Genomic DNA, 14029 nt, shown 5'->3' with positions numbered 1-14029 from the left:
TGATCTATACGTCTGAGCATGCGTTTATGTCGAGTGCTCTGAAGTCCTCACAGCCACGTCTTTGCTACGACCCACAGGCACCTCTTCACCGGAAATAGATGCAACGTAAACGGTTCGTGATGGGAACGCAAAGCTGACGCCTATCTCGTTAAATGCGTCCATTATTGCTAAATTTATGTCCTGCTGAATATCCATATAGATGTTGTAACTTGGGTCTAGCACGATGTATACGACCTCAAATTCTAAGGCGCTCTCCCCAAAACTCCGAAAATGGCATCGGTCAAATCTGGCTCTTTCTTGCTGGCTGATAATATGCTCGATTCGTTGTGTTACTTCCCTGGCCTGAAGCGCAGAACAAGTATAAGTAAGCCCTATCTCAAAGACTATTCTACGCTCCAGAAGCCGTTTGTAATTCTGTATTGTACTCCCGATCATTTCCGCGTTAGCCATAACGATTTGTTCACCGCCCAGGCTACGAATCCGCGTTGTCTTCAATCCAACATGCTCGACAGTACCAGATAATGAGCCCACCACGATGAAGTCGCCTACCTCAAATGGTTTATCTACTGCAATTGACAACGAAGCGAAGACATCCCCTAGAATATTCTGCATAGCCAGCGCAATAGCGATGCCTCCTACCCCAAGGCTGGCAACAAAAGCTGTGATATTTACGCCGACATTCGAAAGCATCGACAGAACTACAACGACCCACAGGAATACCTTCGCCCCCCACAGGCTTAGGGTCGCCAAGGCGCTGCCCTGGAACGTTTCAGAGGCGCTGTGCCGTCTAAAGTATTGAGCTAGCGCCAACGCGCAGGCGCGGTTCGCCCACAAGCCGATCTGCAAAGCAGCAACCACAAACCAAAGGCTGCTGACTCGTCCCAACCAGCGCTCGGGTAGATCAAGGACACCTACACCAACAAGTATCGATGCCAGCAGTAAGAGCGTATTACTTGTACCTGAGAGCACTACGACCGCGATATTACTAACGTTGGCATTGGGTAGGGCTGATATTTTTCGAAGCTTCCTAAGGAAAAAACCAATCACAGTTCTTGCCAAGGCGAAACTGATTGTCGCTAACAAAATAGCGAAAAACCAGTTAGCTAACGAGATTCCCAGAAAATCATAAGTCATAAAAAATTGAATATTTTTTGGAACATTCTGACCTCATTTTTTCGAGGTTTAACCCGCCAGCGTTTGCTTGGCGGGTTATGGGAAGATTACGGTATGCTTGGCTCACTCAATAGTTAACTAGCGGGGCTCAGACATCAGTCCCTTCACAAGAGACACGCAGCCCAGAGCCAGCACAAGAGCGAAAGGCAGACCCGTAGATACCGCCATAGCTTGTAGTGCCACGAGACCTCCGCCCAACAACAGCGCAATGGCAATCACTCCTTCTATGACGGCCCAAAATACACGCTGTGGAACAGGCGCATCGACCTTACCCCCTGCTGTAATCGTATCGATGACTAAGGAGCCGGAGTCAGAGGAAGTGATGAAAAAGACGATGACCAGAACAATGCCCAAGAACGAAGATATTTCTTTTAGTGGCAGTTCTCCCAGCATGGCGAACAGTTTCAACTCCAGCACAGCATCCTTAACGCCAACCAAGTTTTGTACAGTAGCTTGGTCGATGGCAGTGCCACCAAACGTCGTCATCCATAATACGGACACCACGGTAGGAACTAACAAAACAGAGATTAAGAACTCCCTGACCGTTCGGCCACGGCTGACCCGCGCAATAAACATCCCCACAAATGGAGACCAACTGATCCACCATGCCCAATAAAATGCAGTCCAGCCCTGAGTGAATTCCGTGTCAGTGCGTCCGAAAGGATTGGAAAGCGCCGGTAGGTATTCAGCGTAGGTCACCAAATTTTTAAAGAATCCAGTGAAGATTGCCAAGGTGGGCCCAACAACAATGATGAACACCAGCAGCAGCAACGCTAGGCCCATATTGATCTGTGACAGCATCTTGACGCCCTTATCCAAGCCAGCAAGAACTGACCAAAGGGCAATTATGGTGATACCAACGATCAGCACTACTTTGCTTAGATTTGTCGACTCAATACCGAAGAGATATTCAATCCCTGCTGCTGCCTGCTCAGCTCCTATCCCCAGCGATGTCGCCAGCCCGAACAATGTGGCGAATACCGCTAGGATATCTATCAGGTGCCCTGGCCAGCCCCAGACGCGCTCGCCTAGCAATGGATAGAAGATTGACCGTATAGAGAGCGGTAAGCCCTTGTTGTAAGAAAACAGGGCTAGGGACAGAGCGACAATCGCGTAGATCGCCCAAGGGTGGAGTCCCCAGTGAAAGATAGTGGCGGCCATTGCCAAGTCGGCTGATGCCTTGGCGTCACCCGCTGCACCTCCTAACGGTGCCCAGTCGGTTCGGGCTCCACTCGCATCGACTGTTACACCGCCCATGGATGCTTGATAATGAGACATGGGTTCGGCTACGCCATAGAACATTAGGCCAATGCCCATTCCTGCAGCGAAAAGCATTGAGAACCAGCCCACGTAGCTATGGTCTGGTTTGGCATCCCTACCGCCCAAGCGAACCTTCCCCAGCGGCGAGAAAATTAGCCCGATGCAAAGCAAGACAAATATGTTTGCAATGCTCATGAACAGCCAAGCGAGATTGCCAGTCAGCCAGTTTCGGATGGCACTGAACAGCGGTTCTACTTCATTTTGGAGTGCCAGCGTCATAATGACGAACAGCAAGATAGTGACAGCTGAGATGACAAACACCTTGCCATGGATATCAAGGGAAAATGAAAACTCACCTTTGATATTGTCCTGTCCGATCACGTAGTCGGTGTCAATCAGATTGGCGGCCCCGCTAGGAGCAGGAATGCCATCCTCACTGCTTTTATGAGGTTTTTCTGGTAGATCATCCCCAGGTGTTCGGCCCATGAGAGCCTCCTTGATGGTGGCACGCTATGACGTGCAGTGGTCGTTAGCCCCGCTGTTCCTATGGTAAAACGAGATGTTTGCATGCCTATCCTAACAAGCTTTTTTACAATCTGGCGAAAGCTGGTCTTACAGGGTAGGTGCAGTAGGGCGTCAGTCAGCTTGGATGCAGGGCTCGAAAACGGGGCGCTTAAGCAATCATTTGGTTCTTCTTACCTTTCGCTGCGGTAAGAGGATTGATGGGGCTGGATGTTTCCTTTACGAAGGTGCCGGTTCTTCAAGGCGCATCAGTCTCGCCACCGATGCCGACTACAGCCATGACCAATCGACAGGAACTCCATCACGGATTTTTCCGACGATTCTCAAAAGGTTTAAGAGTCCGAACGCAAAAGCGAAGCCAATACCAGCGTGGCCACTAACAAAACCGAGGGCTCGTATCGTTGGGCAGCATAGCCATGGAGGAACGCGTGGCGAACGATAATGCTCTGATCAACCTGATGGGCTGCGCAAGTCGGCCGATTGACAGCGATAGGTATTTTCTACATGCGTGAAATGATGGATGTCATACATCAATCTGCAATTCCAGATCCCCATTTGCCAATACACGAGCGTTAACAAGGGTACCGGTCAGTGGCCGCTCTGAAAGCTGGATAACAGTTATCGCATGCGCCTTGTGAAGATCATCCGGGAAAGGAGCTTTCACCTGCACTTGAAAGGCGCCACGCGTAATCGGGATGATCATCGCCACGCACTCTGCGCTTTTTGCGATGGGGCCAAAAAATGTGTCCAGCAGATAATTCAAGCGTATGCGGCAGCTCATACACAAATCCCATTCAGTACAGCAGATCAGAGTATTCACACTCACTTGTTAACTAGACTGTACATGCAGTATTGCAGTTCAACGTGCTTTCAATCCCGGCCCAGAGCGAAGCTGAGACAATTTATGACAAGTATCGAGCTTTGCTCCTGAATATGCGCGTAGACCAGTGGTTTAAGTACAGTGCATTTCTTCGTCACAAGGTATGTACGTCAGAGGTCGTTAAGAAAGCGCTCAAGTCTCTCACGCTCCCACCCGCTCAAAAGCTTAACTGGATCGGTGCCATAGCGGTGCCAGATTTCAAGAGTCCCGACTCGACCGTCAGATGACCTGCAATCGTCGCAGTAACCTATGGGGCCGCAGTCATTAAATAGCGTGAGCTGCCACCCATCGATCTCAACAGGCATAAGGCCGTTATAGATTTCACTCCAGGCCTCATTACACGTTCTTCGCATGGTGCGTGTGCCGAGCGCGACGTCCTTCAGCACCTGGTAGACCTCGCGGGCGTTGAGAGCAGGTTTTGTGTTCAAATTTTCCATCGTCTTAATTGTCGATGCTCTGCTCTACGTTTCAGAGACGAGGTGGTCATGAAGAATATTGCAGATTACAAAGCAGGGTGGACGAAAAAGGTGAGTAACCCCAAGACGGGCAAGACCTGCTCAGGTGGCGCCTCACGAAATCTCCAAATCGCTGCTGTGGGAGGTGTCGTTGCTATTTACAATCAGGGCGGCCTTGACGCGGTCAACCTATTCGCTCCGTTGATTGAGCAGCTACAGGAGAGATTGGAAGCGTCCGAGAGACTGAATAGAGCGTTGCTCGAGCGCTTGGAGGCCCTGACAGGAGAGCCGCGTGGCGAAGAGAGGACTTCGAGAAGAGTGAATCGAACTCGACCGCTGCATTAGGCCCTGTACGAAAAGTAATGTCGCATGCACCGCATTGCAGCGGTCAATGAGACTGTCGCGGCAAATCTCATTGCGAGCTTGTCAAAGCGCGTGCTGCGGTATCGTATCCCTCGTCAACCGCAAACAATCGACAGCGTTTGCGTAGTGTGCTCCCTCAGATGCCCCGAGCTATACCGGATCTCGGTGTTCAGTGAAGCGCTGGCGGTTTCACAGATGTCGTACAGAGCCCAGAGAAGCATCGCCCCTTCGGGCTCATAGAGGGTGAGAGCGGTAAAAGATCGAGATCATTGGATGAATCATCACTCCAGGAATTGCCGTCTTGCCGTTATCAAGATGGTCGAGTACATCTACTCTAAACCCGCATTCCACTTCCTAGCATTGAAATGTGGCAGCCCTGAGAGCAATCGCCGACGCGTAATCGAAATAATGGGCAGTGTCATCCGATCCTAGCGCTTCGAGACTGCGGCCTGAATGCGCGGGTATGATTCTAAAGATCCAACACCAATCTCTAAGGGATGGCCAACCAACCGAAAGTTTTGTTGGGTTATATAGTTCTTTAGGTTGGCTTTTGAGGTCAGCCCGCGAGGGGAAACTTGTAATCACATTCAAGACGTTTGAAGTTGCTAGGGATTGGGGTAGGGGCCAGCAGTGAGAAGGTCGACAGGGTCGTTGGCGCGGGTTCTTTGATTTTTGGGGCGATCAGGATCTTACTCCGTGCGCTATCCAAATAGAGCACATCATCTGTTAAAGGGTCTACATTCGTGCAGGGCGACTTGCTGCTGAAGTCAGCCATATGTGCGATATGGTAAAGGATTTGGACGCGGTGGCGATCCAGAGACATCACATCAGAAACTAAGGAGGCGATCACACAGAAGGCAAATAGGTTTGAGGCATGGCAGATCGCATATGAAGGGATTTCTTTTCGCAACCGTGCAGCCGGATAGGAAAGAAGGAATAATAAGGTAGATGCGGCCATGATCACGTAAATCATTGGCTTTATACGTATCATAACGTGCATAAAAGTTGCAGCTGTAGTTGTCATTGGCAGCAACGACGCGTCTACTCCAATGATATTGTTGACGTCCACCTGTGCGTCAATCTTTGAGAACCATATTAAAAGGCCAATCAATGAAACCCAGATATACACCCCGGATTTCATGCTCATCAGCCTTCCGGCTAGCTTCAATTCGATCAGACTCATGACGACGTACACGCTGGAAATCATCGCGGCAGTCAAAGCCAGGGCGATGTAGTTTGCGTAGGGTGCGTCCAGCTTTACCATGAACGCTGCTGGTAGGAGCAGCAGCAACGCCAATATAGATACAATGGCGAGCATACGGATTTCAGGGAGTCTAGCGACCGGTTGCGAGCTCTGGTTATTTGGCTGGGGAATGGAGTATTGGTTCATCGTTTAGCACTACTTCTTGTTGATCGTACTTGTTTTATCGGCAAGTCTGTCAGCGTCTTGATGCGCCTCCAAAGGTGGGAGATGGACCACCGAACGACATTGGTTGTTACCGCCGCAAACGAATGACATCAGTTAAACGCTCGGCTGTATCGATGAGGCGTGCTTGAACGCCTCAAAAGCGATATCTGTATATCTGGCTGGAGTTCTTGTACAGACGGGGCAAAACCTTCATGCATACATCAGGGACCGAAGTCAGGAAGGACATCCAACGAGAAGAGCCTGAACGTCTGCAAAAATCGGAAAGTGGTGGCGCGTGACCTCAAGCACAAGCATAGAAAGTTCCACCCAGACACATCATTTAACATAATATACATTACACGTAACAATGTGTTTCAAGATTAGCCCGGTTGCACGCAGATTTTGAAGCCCGGGATCCACCTCAGCCCCTCATCCTCGCGTCAGCTTTCCAAACAGCTCCGAATGCTCGGGAAACTGCACTCTGAGCTTTTGCCGACTGCCCATCTCCATATCTGCAAAATCAAATCCTGGTGAAACCGCTTCACTGATCAAACCGTATTCCGCCAAACCCGTCATAAGCTGCGAAGCTTTCCAGACGCCACCAGGTACATGCAGCTGCAAACATTGCCCGGCGATAACGTCGCTGCCCATCACCACAGTATTCAACGTGCCGTCTGGAAAAATCAGGCTGTACTGAATCGGGTTTCCCAAATGGTAGTAATGAACGATGTCCGATTGATTCAGGTGAAAATGACCTATCGGCGAATCCTTGGTCAGCAAGTAATAAATTGAAGTCATCAAGTGACGTTGTCCACCATTGATCTCAACCATAGCGTGTTGATCAGACTGAAAGGTTCTTCGGTAGAAACCGCCTTCGATGTGTGGCTCCAGAGCCAATCCAGCAATCACTGCTTCAGCGCTGGGAATGTGAGTATCGAATGCATTGATGGTCATGTAGATGGCCCTCCCATGAAACATCAAAACTATAACAGACACATTATTGATAGATTATAACTATGCTAAATAACCATTTAGTAGAGCTGATTAATTGTCTCGATAGCCGCCTATTTGAGGGCTTAGTTGACCATATTGTATATTCGTCCATTCGAATCATCCGCGGTTTCCTTGCCCCCGAAAATGCAGGGAAAAAGCTCCAGCAAATGCTGAGGCAGAGCTCGTTCAGTTTCTACGTGGACCTTCGCTCTACCACCCTTCCCTCCCGGTTCTTCTGCCCTCGTTCGACTGGCTAAAAGTACTGACCTGCTTGCGTTAATTTCTATGGCTGGGTCGACGCTTGAGTTGCTCAGTCGATGACAGTCCCCCGCAGCCTAACCCTTCATAGCCGGATCACAGGGGTGATGATCCATCGCAAAATCTCCATAGGCGAGCATTGCGGTATCCCAATTCACATCCAGATGGGCCGCCATCACCTGAAGGTCACGCCAGTGTCGCTGCACCGGGCTCGCCTCGAAAATCACCGCAGTCCCCATTTGCTGCACCAGCCGCTGAACGGCCTGCACACATAACCGAACCAGATACGCGCGATCTCGCTTGAGGGTGAGCAGTTCTTGCACCGACAGTGACCTGCCAGCGACACCGGCGTCATGCAACAACAAGGCAATGGCGTGGTAAAGGTGCCTGGCACAGCTCAACTGCGCAGCACTTTCCGCAACTCGTTCCAGCAGCATTGGTCGAGTCCTTGAAACGGCGTCCGCCTTAGAGACCTCGCGATTTCGCAGTGTTGCAATGCAATCATCATAGGCCCCCTCCGCACAGCCAAGCACCGGGCCTATATGCAGGCTGCCCAGATACGGAATGAACTCCACATCAAACAGGTAGCCGTCCGGATTGTGCCTGGCGCCTGCCGGTGCCGGGCCGAAACACTCGGATTGCGAGACGACCCAAACATCTGACACAAAGACATCATCCAGCCGAAGGTCTTTTGATCCGGTACCGCACATTCCAGCGACGTCCCAGACATCCTCGACTTGAACCTGATCCGCCCGGAGCGTGAACAACAGCGTCCGGCCGTCACGAGGATCCTTGCCGGACACGATCACCCAGTTGGCATGATCAATTCCTGAACTGAAACGCCAGGTTCCGCCGATACGAAAACCACCCTCTTGCTTCAGGATCGAGACCTCTTTGGACACGGAAGCAGTCGCTATGATCTGCCCGGGTCCATCAGCAAAGACCTGCTCCTGACAGGTGGGAGGAAGCCGCCCGACAATCGCCGCATGGCTGCCCACCAGACCGATCATCCAACCGGTCGACGGACAAGCTCGTGCGGCAATTCGGGATGCTTCAACCAGGGTTGGCCAGTCACGTTGCAGCCCGCCATAGCGTCCAGGCACAAATAACTGCATAAGCCCTACTGCATGCAATTCCTCCACCGTCTGCGGCGAAATACAGCGAGCTTGTTCGGTTTCAGCGGCACGGGCCCGCCACCGGCCAAGCAGTTTTCGCGCGCGATCACAGGTTTCATGATGTTCCAATGACAGGTTAGCCATCCAGTCCATGAACTTCGTTACCTCGACAATCAGCATTAGGGACGGGAAAGTTTCCTGACAACCGGAGACTCGAAGCAGAAACCTTCGGGGATAAAGGGCTCGCCTAGCAGTTCAATGAACCTGCTGATGCTGTTTTCGTCATTGGACGCCACAAACTCATAGAAATTGGTGCCGTTCCAGATGACATAAATATGAGAAAAATAGCGGGACGCGGCTTCGACGAAATCAGAGAAAAGGATCTGGCCGTTTTCCATCTGCACTAACATGGCCTCTCTTTTCCAGGCTATCTGCGCCTCGGAAAAATAATGAGACTTGTGCTGTTCGTCCTTTACCCGCTCGCGTCGCTCATACTCTTGGATGTCGCTCTGATTGCATTTTTCCAGGAAGAAAGCGAGGCCATCCTCTCGCAAAAAGCGGGAAACGAACCTCAGGTGCTCATCCCTGTTTCTGCCATAGAACTGGAAGGCCGCCATCTCATAGAGGTAGTCGACCCCGCAAAACGGCATGTCGACGCCTAAGGAATCCGCCACGATATCCTCTGTGATCTGAAGAAATGACCCCGAATAAAACGCAGAGATTTCCTTGTCGGCGTAGGCGTCGAAATGTTGCTGATTGGCTTTGTTCGGAGAATTGGTCAGGGTTCTGATGGCCCCATTGGAATACTTCGCCAAGGTCCTTGCACTGCTCCCGTCAAACGCATCGATTTCCCACAGGGAAAAGTTTCGCTCGTCTTTTTTTCGTCGCTCACGGGTATATCGGTCGAGCGCCACGCCGATGCGCGAAAGCTCTTCCACAATCCCCGGCACACTGGCAAGGAAGTGCGAAAAAAGCGGACCCGTCTGCATCACCAGCAAATCATGGTAGGCCCTTACATCATCGTCCTGGATACGCTCGCGTATTCTCGTTGTCACAGGCTGCCTGGGCACCTGCACTCTCCCGTTGGCCAGATCGTCAAAATAATCGGCCAGTTTGTTCATGGCAGAATCGACAAACGCAGGGTTTGAATCAGTGGTCATTTCCGTAATTCCATTTACGCGTTGAGTGTTTATTAAATTGCTATAGCGCCGGCGGCCAGGAGATGCGCCGTGGTTTTGCCGTTGAGGTTGCGGGGCAACGCCGCATGAAAACTGACAATGGCGGGCACCATGTACCAATCCAACTGCGTGGCGCAGTACTGGATGAGCGCATCAGCGGACAACTCATGGCCTTCTTTCAATACCACGCAGGCCTTTGGAACCTGACCGGCCACTTCATCGGGAAAGGCAATTACAATCGCTTCGCTCACAGCCTCATGGGCGACGATAACGTGCTCGATTTCCCGGGGGTTTACCTGAAAAGTCCGCCGCGTAAATACGTTGTCTTTTCTACCGACGAAATAGAGATACTGTTCACTGTCCCGTTTGAACAGGTCACCAGTGAAGTAAACCCGCGCTTCACCGAACAGATTGTTTTTTATGACCTGGCGGGTCAGTTCTGGTTTGTTCCAATAACCGAGCATCACCAGATCACCCGCGACTACAAGCTCTCCCACACAATCAGGCCGGGTAATCAGTTGCCCGGCATCGTCAACCAGGAATACGTTAACCCCGGAAATCGCCTTACCCACCGAGCCGGGACGTTGATCAAGTTGCTCTGGAGGTAAATACGCGACTCGCTTGCACTCCGTCAGGCCATACATGGAGTAAACGACAACGCCCGGAAGGAGCGCTCGCAATAGCTGTATGTGCTTGGGTGGCAACGCTTGCCCGCTGCTGGCAATGTACTTCAGGGATTTGATTTTTTCCGGTTGAAACGTGTCGGGGTCGGCCTGCAAGAGATAGTGAATGGCGGGCGGCAAAATATGCATCCCGGTTATGCCTCGGCGTTGAAGCAAATCGAGCAAGTGCTCCGACTGCTCAGGGAGCGCAGTTTCGCAAACCGAATGACCACCGCCGAGCAACGGCATCATGATGTTGTAAAAGCCGTAATCAAAATGCAGAGGTGAGAAGTTCAGAATGACCGCATCCGCGAAGTCCCCCAGATAACTGGAAACCGCCGTGTAGGCCGCCATCATATTGCTGTTGCTGACCGCCACGCCTTTCGAGTCTTTCGTCGAACCACTGGTGTGAAAGATGACGCGGACTTCACTGCCCTCAAGCCCCCCATCACACTCCGGGAACGCTTCATTCAACCCGGCAAATCGGCGGGTGTGCCAATCGCCCATGTGCAAGACGAACTGTAAATGGACCTTCCCGATCAACTCATCGAGGCTGGCACTTGCCGGTACGATCAAGGTCTTTGCCTTGATATCGTTAAGTTGATGGATCAGTTTTTCGGCGGCGATACCGTAATGCATCAGCACCAGGACGAATCCGGCTTTCATGACGCCCAGCGCACAGGCAATGGTTTCGATGGAAGTGGGTGCATGAAGTGCAACCCGATCACTCGTTACCATCCCCGTGCCCACTAACTGCCGGGCTACCACGCAGGCGAGTTCGTCCAACGCTCCGTAGGTGATCTTTCGGCCACTGATGGTCAGCGCAATCTTGTCCGGCGTTCGCTCGGCGTGGTCTTTTACATAGTCATGGAACTGTTTCATCGGGCCACCTCGCTACCATCCGCCAAGGATGACGATGAAGAGCCATCCTCCCTGTTCACCTGTACGACTTCGTTATCCTTGGGGACGAGCAGCACAATGGCCCCCACGATCACTTCGAAAATCCCGGCCCCGACAATAACCAGGCCGGTTTCAAAGCGGGCATACAGCGCAGCACCGCAGGCACCGGCAATCAGAATCGAGGCGCCCAGCGCCGCAAAACGCAGCCGTGCCAGCCCGGCGATTTCGCTTTGCCTGAACCGGGTTTGAATCAGCAAAATGAATGAGATGTCGATCAGTGGCCCGCCGAGTGCCGCAAGACTTGCGCCGACCATCATCCCCGTCAGGACGTGTTCCGGTGGCAGGTACAGCACGGCCGCGCCGATGATCGCGATGCCCAGGCCGTTAACCACGGAACCGAAGGTAAACCCGTGATACAAGCGGCGGATCTGCAGATTGCCCACAACAAAAATGGAGATCAGGTTCCCTGCCCCGTAAGCCCCCATGATCAAGCCGTAGGCAGCAAAACCCTGTACGCCGAATCCCTGGATATCGTATTTGACGACTGCCAGCGCCATGCCGATCGATATACCCACGCTCCAGGCAACATTGCCCAGTCCCGCACACACATACACCGCCTGCATCTGGCTGCGTCCCGCAAGACTTCTCCAACCGGCGGTAAATCCGGCACGCCGGCTTGTTGCCTTGACAGGTTGGCGCGGCAACGCTTTGCCCAACTTCATGACCGCCCACGCGGAGATCAGGAAGGTGATGCTGTTCAGGGTAAACAGATGCTCGATCGGAATCAGCAGCGTAATCGCCGCTGCCAGCATTGGCCCGATCACCCGGGCGACCCGGATGATCGCATCGAACAGCGCGTTGACCGATTGCAGCTGGTCCGGCGCCGCGGCAATCCGCGGAAGACTGGCGCGCAGTGCCGGCTCGAACAGCGAGTTGACTATCATCATGAGCATGAGCGGAACCGCCAGCATCCACAGACTCATGATGCCGAGCCCCCAGGCGATCACCGGAATCAAGGCAAGCCCGGCTCGCGCAAGGTCGGCGCCGATCATCGTGCGACGGTGGTCCCAGCGCTCTGCCCATATCCCCCCCAGCAAAGCGCCTGCCAATGCAGCAGCACCGCGCAAAGCACTGAGCCAGCTCGCATCGCTTCCGGCGATCTGCACCGCCATCCAGGCGATGGCAATCGCGAAGAGTTCGTCACCGATCGAAGAGAGCGCCAACCCTCCCCACAGCAAGGCTACGGGCCGCTGAAGCAACGGCCTGAACAATTTCATATCATCAACTCCGCACAGTCACTCAACAGGTCTGAAAAAAAACCTGTCGTCTCGTTACTCGTTGGCTGGAAACGACTGTCCCGTCGAACAGGTAGTCCATTTCGGAATTCAGTACGAAGAGGCACTCTGATTGTTTATTGAGTGGCGCTCGGTGCCTGCGAGGGGAGGATTGAAAACGCTGACCAGAATAAGGTCCGTGAACTTGCCACCACGCAGATAGTGACAATCATGTTTGTCCAGAACGTACATATCTCCCGGACGGATCGCATGGATGGTGCCCTCCATATCTTCGATTTCGCCCTCACCACCGATGCAATAGCAAGCCTCGAGATGATTGCGATAATGAAGCAGCGATTCGGTACCGGCTCGAACCACAGTGTGGCAAATGGTGAAGCCGACTCCGTCCTGCTCTGTCAGCAGACGGTGGCTGGTGCCTGAGCCCCACTCGACGAAAAAATCGGTTTTTTCAACATCGCGGATACTACGAACAAACATATTCAGTTCCTTTTGAATATTTGGGGCTTGCCGCCTTGAACGTGCGAGGCGAACAGAGTGGTTGCGGCGGTAAACGTCAAGCGGGTAACAAAGAGGCAGGCTTGCATACGGCAAATGTTCAGCAGATCGCTTGAGCCCCCTCTTTCGGGATAGCGCTGTCTTTCACGAATCGAATAAAAATCGGCCCCCTGATCAGAGGCAAATCACAACCAGATAACAGGGATGCTTTCCCGCGGGAAATGCAGGAAGACTTGTCGAAGGACGTGCCTGTAGCACGCATGCCATTACGGCTGACCAGTCATTCCCTGACCCGGTTGTTGCTCCCTGAAGACCCCGGATCCTACGTGTAACAATTTATGAGTGTCAACGGGTTTTTAACTGGCCTCGGACAATTACACAGACGACGGCAATAAAAAAACCCGGCCTTATCAGCCGGGTTTTTCAGGCACTCGATTAGAGTGTGAAGCAACTTCGGAATTGAGCTTTGCGATCATTCAACAACAGCGAGTCTGCCCATTCCCGCCTCCATAACGAGCCTCCTGACGTTCCCGAAAGAACACCTCGTAGCTCATCACCGGCTTGTCCGGGTGTTTGGTTTGCATATGCTCAACGTAGGTGTCGTAGTCAGGCATGCCAACCATCAAGCGCGCGGCCTGACCGAGGTATTTACCAAGGCGACTCAGGTCATTGAACATGGGCCCCCTCCTCCATCAAGCATCCGGCAAAGCCTGGAATGGTGCTTCTTTATCCGTACGTTCTTTGGTGCCCCAGGCGGCTATACCAACCTTGAGTGCAAAGAACAGGATGCTGAACACCACAAGCAAAAACAGCGCCGTCAGCGTTGCGTTGGTGTAGGCGTTGTAGATCACGTGCTGCATCTGCTCGATGCTCTTGGCTGGCGCGAGGACCTGCCCGTTGGCCAACGCATCGCTGTATTTCTTCGCCAGCGCCAGGAAGCCGATCGCCGGATTGGCGTCGAACAGCTTGATGAAGCCTGCTGTGGTGGTGCAGATCAGCAGCCAGACCGCTGGCAGCATGGTCACCCAGACGTAGCGTTGGCGTTTCATTTTGATCAGCACGACGGTTGCCA

General features: G+C 52.5%; 11 protein-coding genes and 1 pseudogene. All 12 read right to left on the bottom strand.

Annotated elements, in window-relative coordinates; all coding sequences use genetic code 11:
• Positions 1-24: 24 nt before the first annotated feature.
• Entirely contained in the window at positions 25-1134 is a 1110-nt protein-coding gene (locus tag MMG91_RS00065; RefSeq protein WP_310658310.1) for a mechanosensitive ion channel family protein, read from the bottom strand.
• A gap of 117 nt (positions 1135-1251) precedes the next feature.
• On the bottom strand, positions 1252-2919 hold the full coding sequence (locus tag MMG91_RS00060; protein WP_310658309.1) for a BCCT family transporter: 1668 nt from the start codon (positions 2917-2919) through the stop codon (positions 1252-1254).
• 559 nt (positions 2920-3478) lie between these two features.
• Entirely contained in the window at positions 3479-3775 is a 297-nt protein-coding gene (locus MMG91_RS00055; RefSeq protein WP_310658308.1) for a hypothetical protein, read from the bottom strand.
• 1434 nt (positions 3776-5209) lie between these two features.
• Complete coding sequence (locus MMG91_RS00045) at positions 5210-6043, bottom strand: hypothetical protein (protein WP_310658307.1); 834 nt, start codon at positions 6041-6043, stop codon at positions 5210-5212.
• 447 nt (positions 6044-6490) lie between these two features.
• Positions 6491-7015: a cupin domain-containing protein gene (locus tag MMG91_RS00040; RefSeq protein ID WP_310658306.1), complete on the bottom strand. Its 525-nt coding sequence runs from the start codon at positions 7013-7015 to the stop codon at positions 6491-6493.
• A gap of 374 nt (positions 7016-7389) precedes the next feature.
• The gene (locus MMG91_RS00035) at positions 7390-8580 is read right to left on the bottom strand and encodes an acyl-CoA dehydrogenase family protein (RefSeq protein ID WP_310658305.1); all 1191 of its coding nucleotides are present in this window, start codon (positions 8578-8580) and stop codon (positions 7390-7392) included.
• 26 nt (positions 8581-8606) lie between these two features.
• On the bottom strand, positions 8607-9587 hold the full coding sequence (locus tag MMG91_RS00030; protein ID WP_310658304.1) for a class I SAM-dependent methyltransferase: 981 nt from the start codon (positions 9585-9587) through the stop codon (positions 8607-8609).
• Positions 9588-9619: 32 nt separating this feature from the next.
• Positions 9620-11149, bottom strand: coding sequence for a class I adenylate-forming enzyme family protein (locus MMG91_RS00025; RefSeq protein WP_310658303.1), 1530 nt, complete (start codon positions 11147-11149; stop codon positions 9620-9622).
• Positions 11146-12444 (bottom strand): MFS transporter, encoded by a 1299-nt coding sequence (locus tag MMG91_RS00020; protein WP_310658302.1) that lies wholly within the window; start codon positions 12442-12444, stop codon positions 11146-11148. The genes MMG91_RS00025 and MMG91_RS00020 overlap by 4 nt, the downstream gene beginning before the upstream one ends.
• A 108-nt stretch (positions 12445-12552) precedes the next feature.
• Positions 12553-12939, bottom strand: coding sequence for an ectoine synthase (locus MMG91_RS00015; RefSeq protein ID WP_310658301.1), 387 nt, complete (start codon positions 12937-12939; stop codon positions 12553-12555).
• A gap of 494 nt (positions 12940-13433) precedes the next feature.
• Positions 13434-13634: a YbdD/YjiX family protein gene (locus MMG91_RS00010; RefSeq protein WP_038983272.1), complete on the bottom strand. Its 201-nt coding sequence runs from the start codon at positions 13632-13634 to the stop codon at positions 13434-13436.
• A 15-nt stretch (positions 13635-13649) separates the two neighbouring features.
• A pseudogene (locus MMG91_RS00005) lies at positions 13650-14029 on the bottom strand (carbon starvation protein A); the annotation flags it as partial.

This window comes from Pseudomonas sp. JL3 (genome assembly GCF_031570575.1).
Taxonomy (GTDB): Bacteria; Pseudomonadota; Gammaproteobacteria; order Pseudomonadales; family Pseudomonadaceae; genus Aquipseudomonas; species Aquipseudomonas cucumis.
This window is presented reverse-complemented; position numbering and strand designations above follow the sequence as displayed.

Bases quoted from the DNA above. Each gene is read 5' to 3' on its own strand.
- MMG91_RS00065 (WP_310658310.1), bottom strand. From the start codon at position 1,134: ATGACTTATGATTTTCTGGGAATCTCGTTAGCTAACTGGTTTTTCGCT.
- MMG91_RS00030 (WP_310658304.1), bottom strand. From the start codon at position 9,587: ATGACCACTGATTCAAACCCTGCGTTTGTCGATTCTGCCATGAACAAA.
- MMG91_RS00035 (WP_310658305.1), bottom strand. From the start codon at position 8,580: ATGGACTGGATGGCTAACCTGTCATTGGAACATCATGAAACCTGTGAT.
- MMG91_RS00040 (WP_310658306.1), bottom strand. From the start codon at position 7,015: ATGACCATCAATGCATTCGATACTCACATTCCCAGCGCTGAAGCAGTG.
- MMG91_RS00060 (WP_310658309.1), bottom strand. From the start codon at position 2,919: ATGGGCCGAACACCTGGGGATGATCTACCAGAAAAACCTCATAAAAGC.
- MMG91_RS00010 (WP_038983272.1), bottom strand. From the start codon at position 13,634: ATGTTCAATGACCTGAGTCGCCTTGGTAAATACCTCGGTCAGGCCGCG.
- MMG91_RS00015 (WP_310658301.1), bottom strand. From the start codon at position 12,939: ATGTTTGTTCGTAGTATCCGCGATGTTGAAAAAACCGATTTTTTCGTC.
- MMG91_RS00020 (WP_310658302.1), bottom strand. From the start codon at position 12,444: ATGAAATTGTTCAGGCCGTTGCTTCAGCGGCCCGTAGCCTTGCTGTGG.
- MMG91_RS00025 (WP_310658303.1), bottom strand. From the start codon at position 11,149: ATGAAACAGTTCCATGACTATGTAAAAGACCACGCCGAGCGAACGCCG.
- MMG91_RS00045 (WP_310658307.1), bottom strand. From the start codon at position 6,043: ATGAACCAATACTCCATTCCCCAGCCAAATAACCAGAGCTCGCAACCG.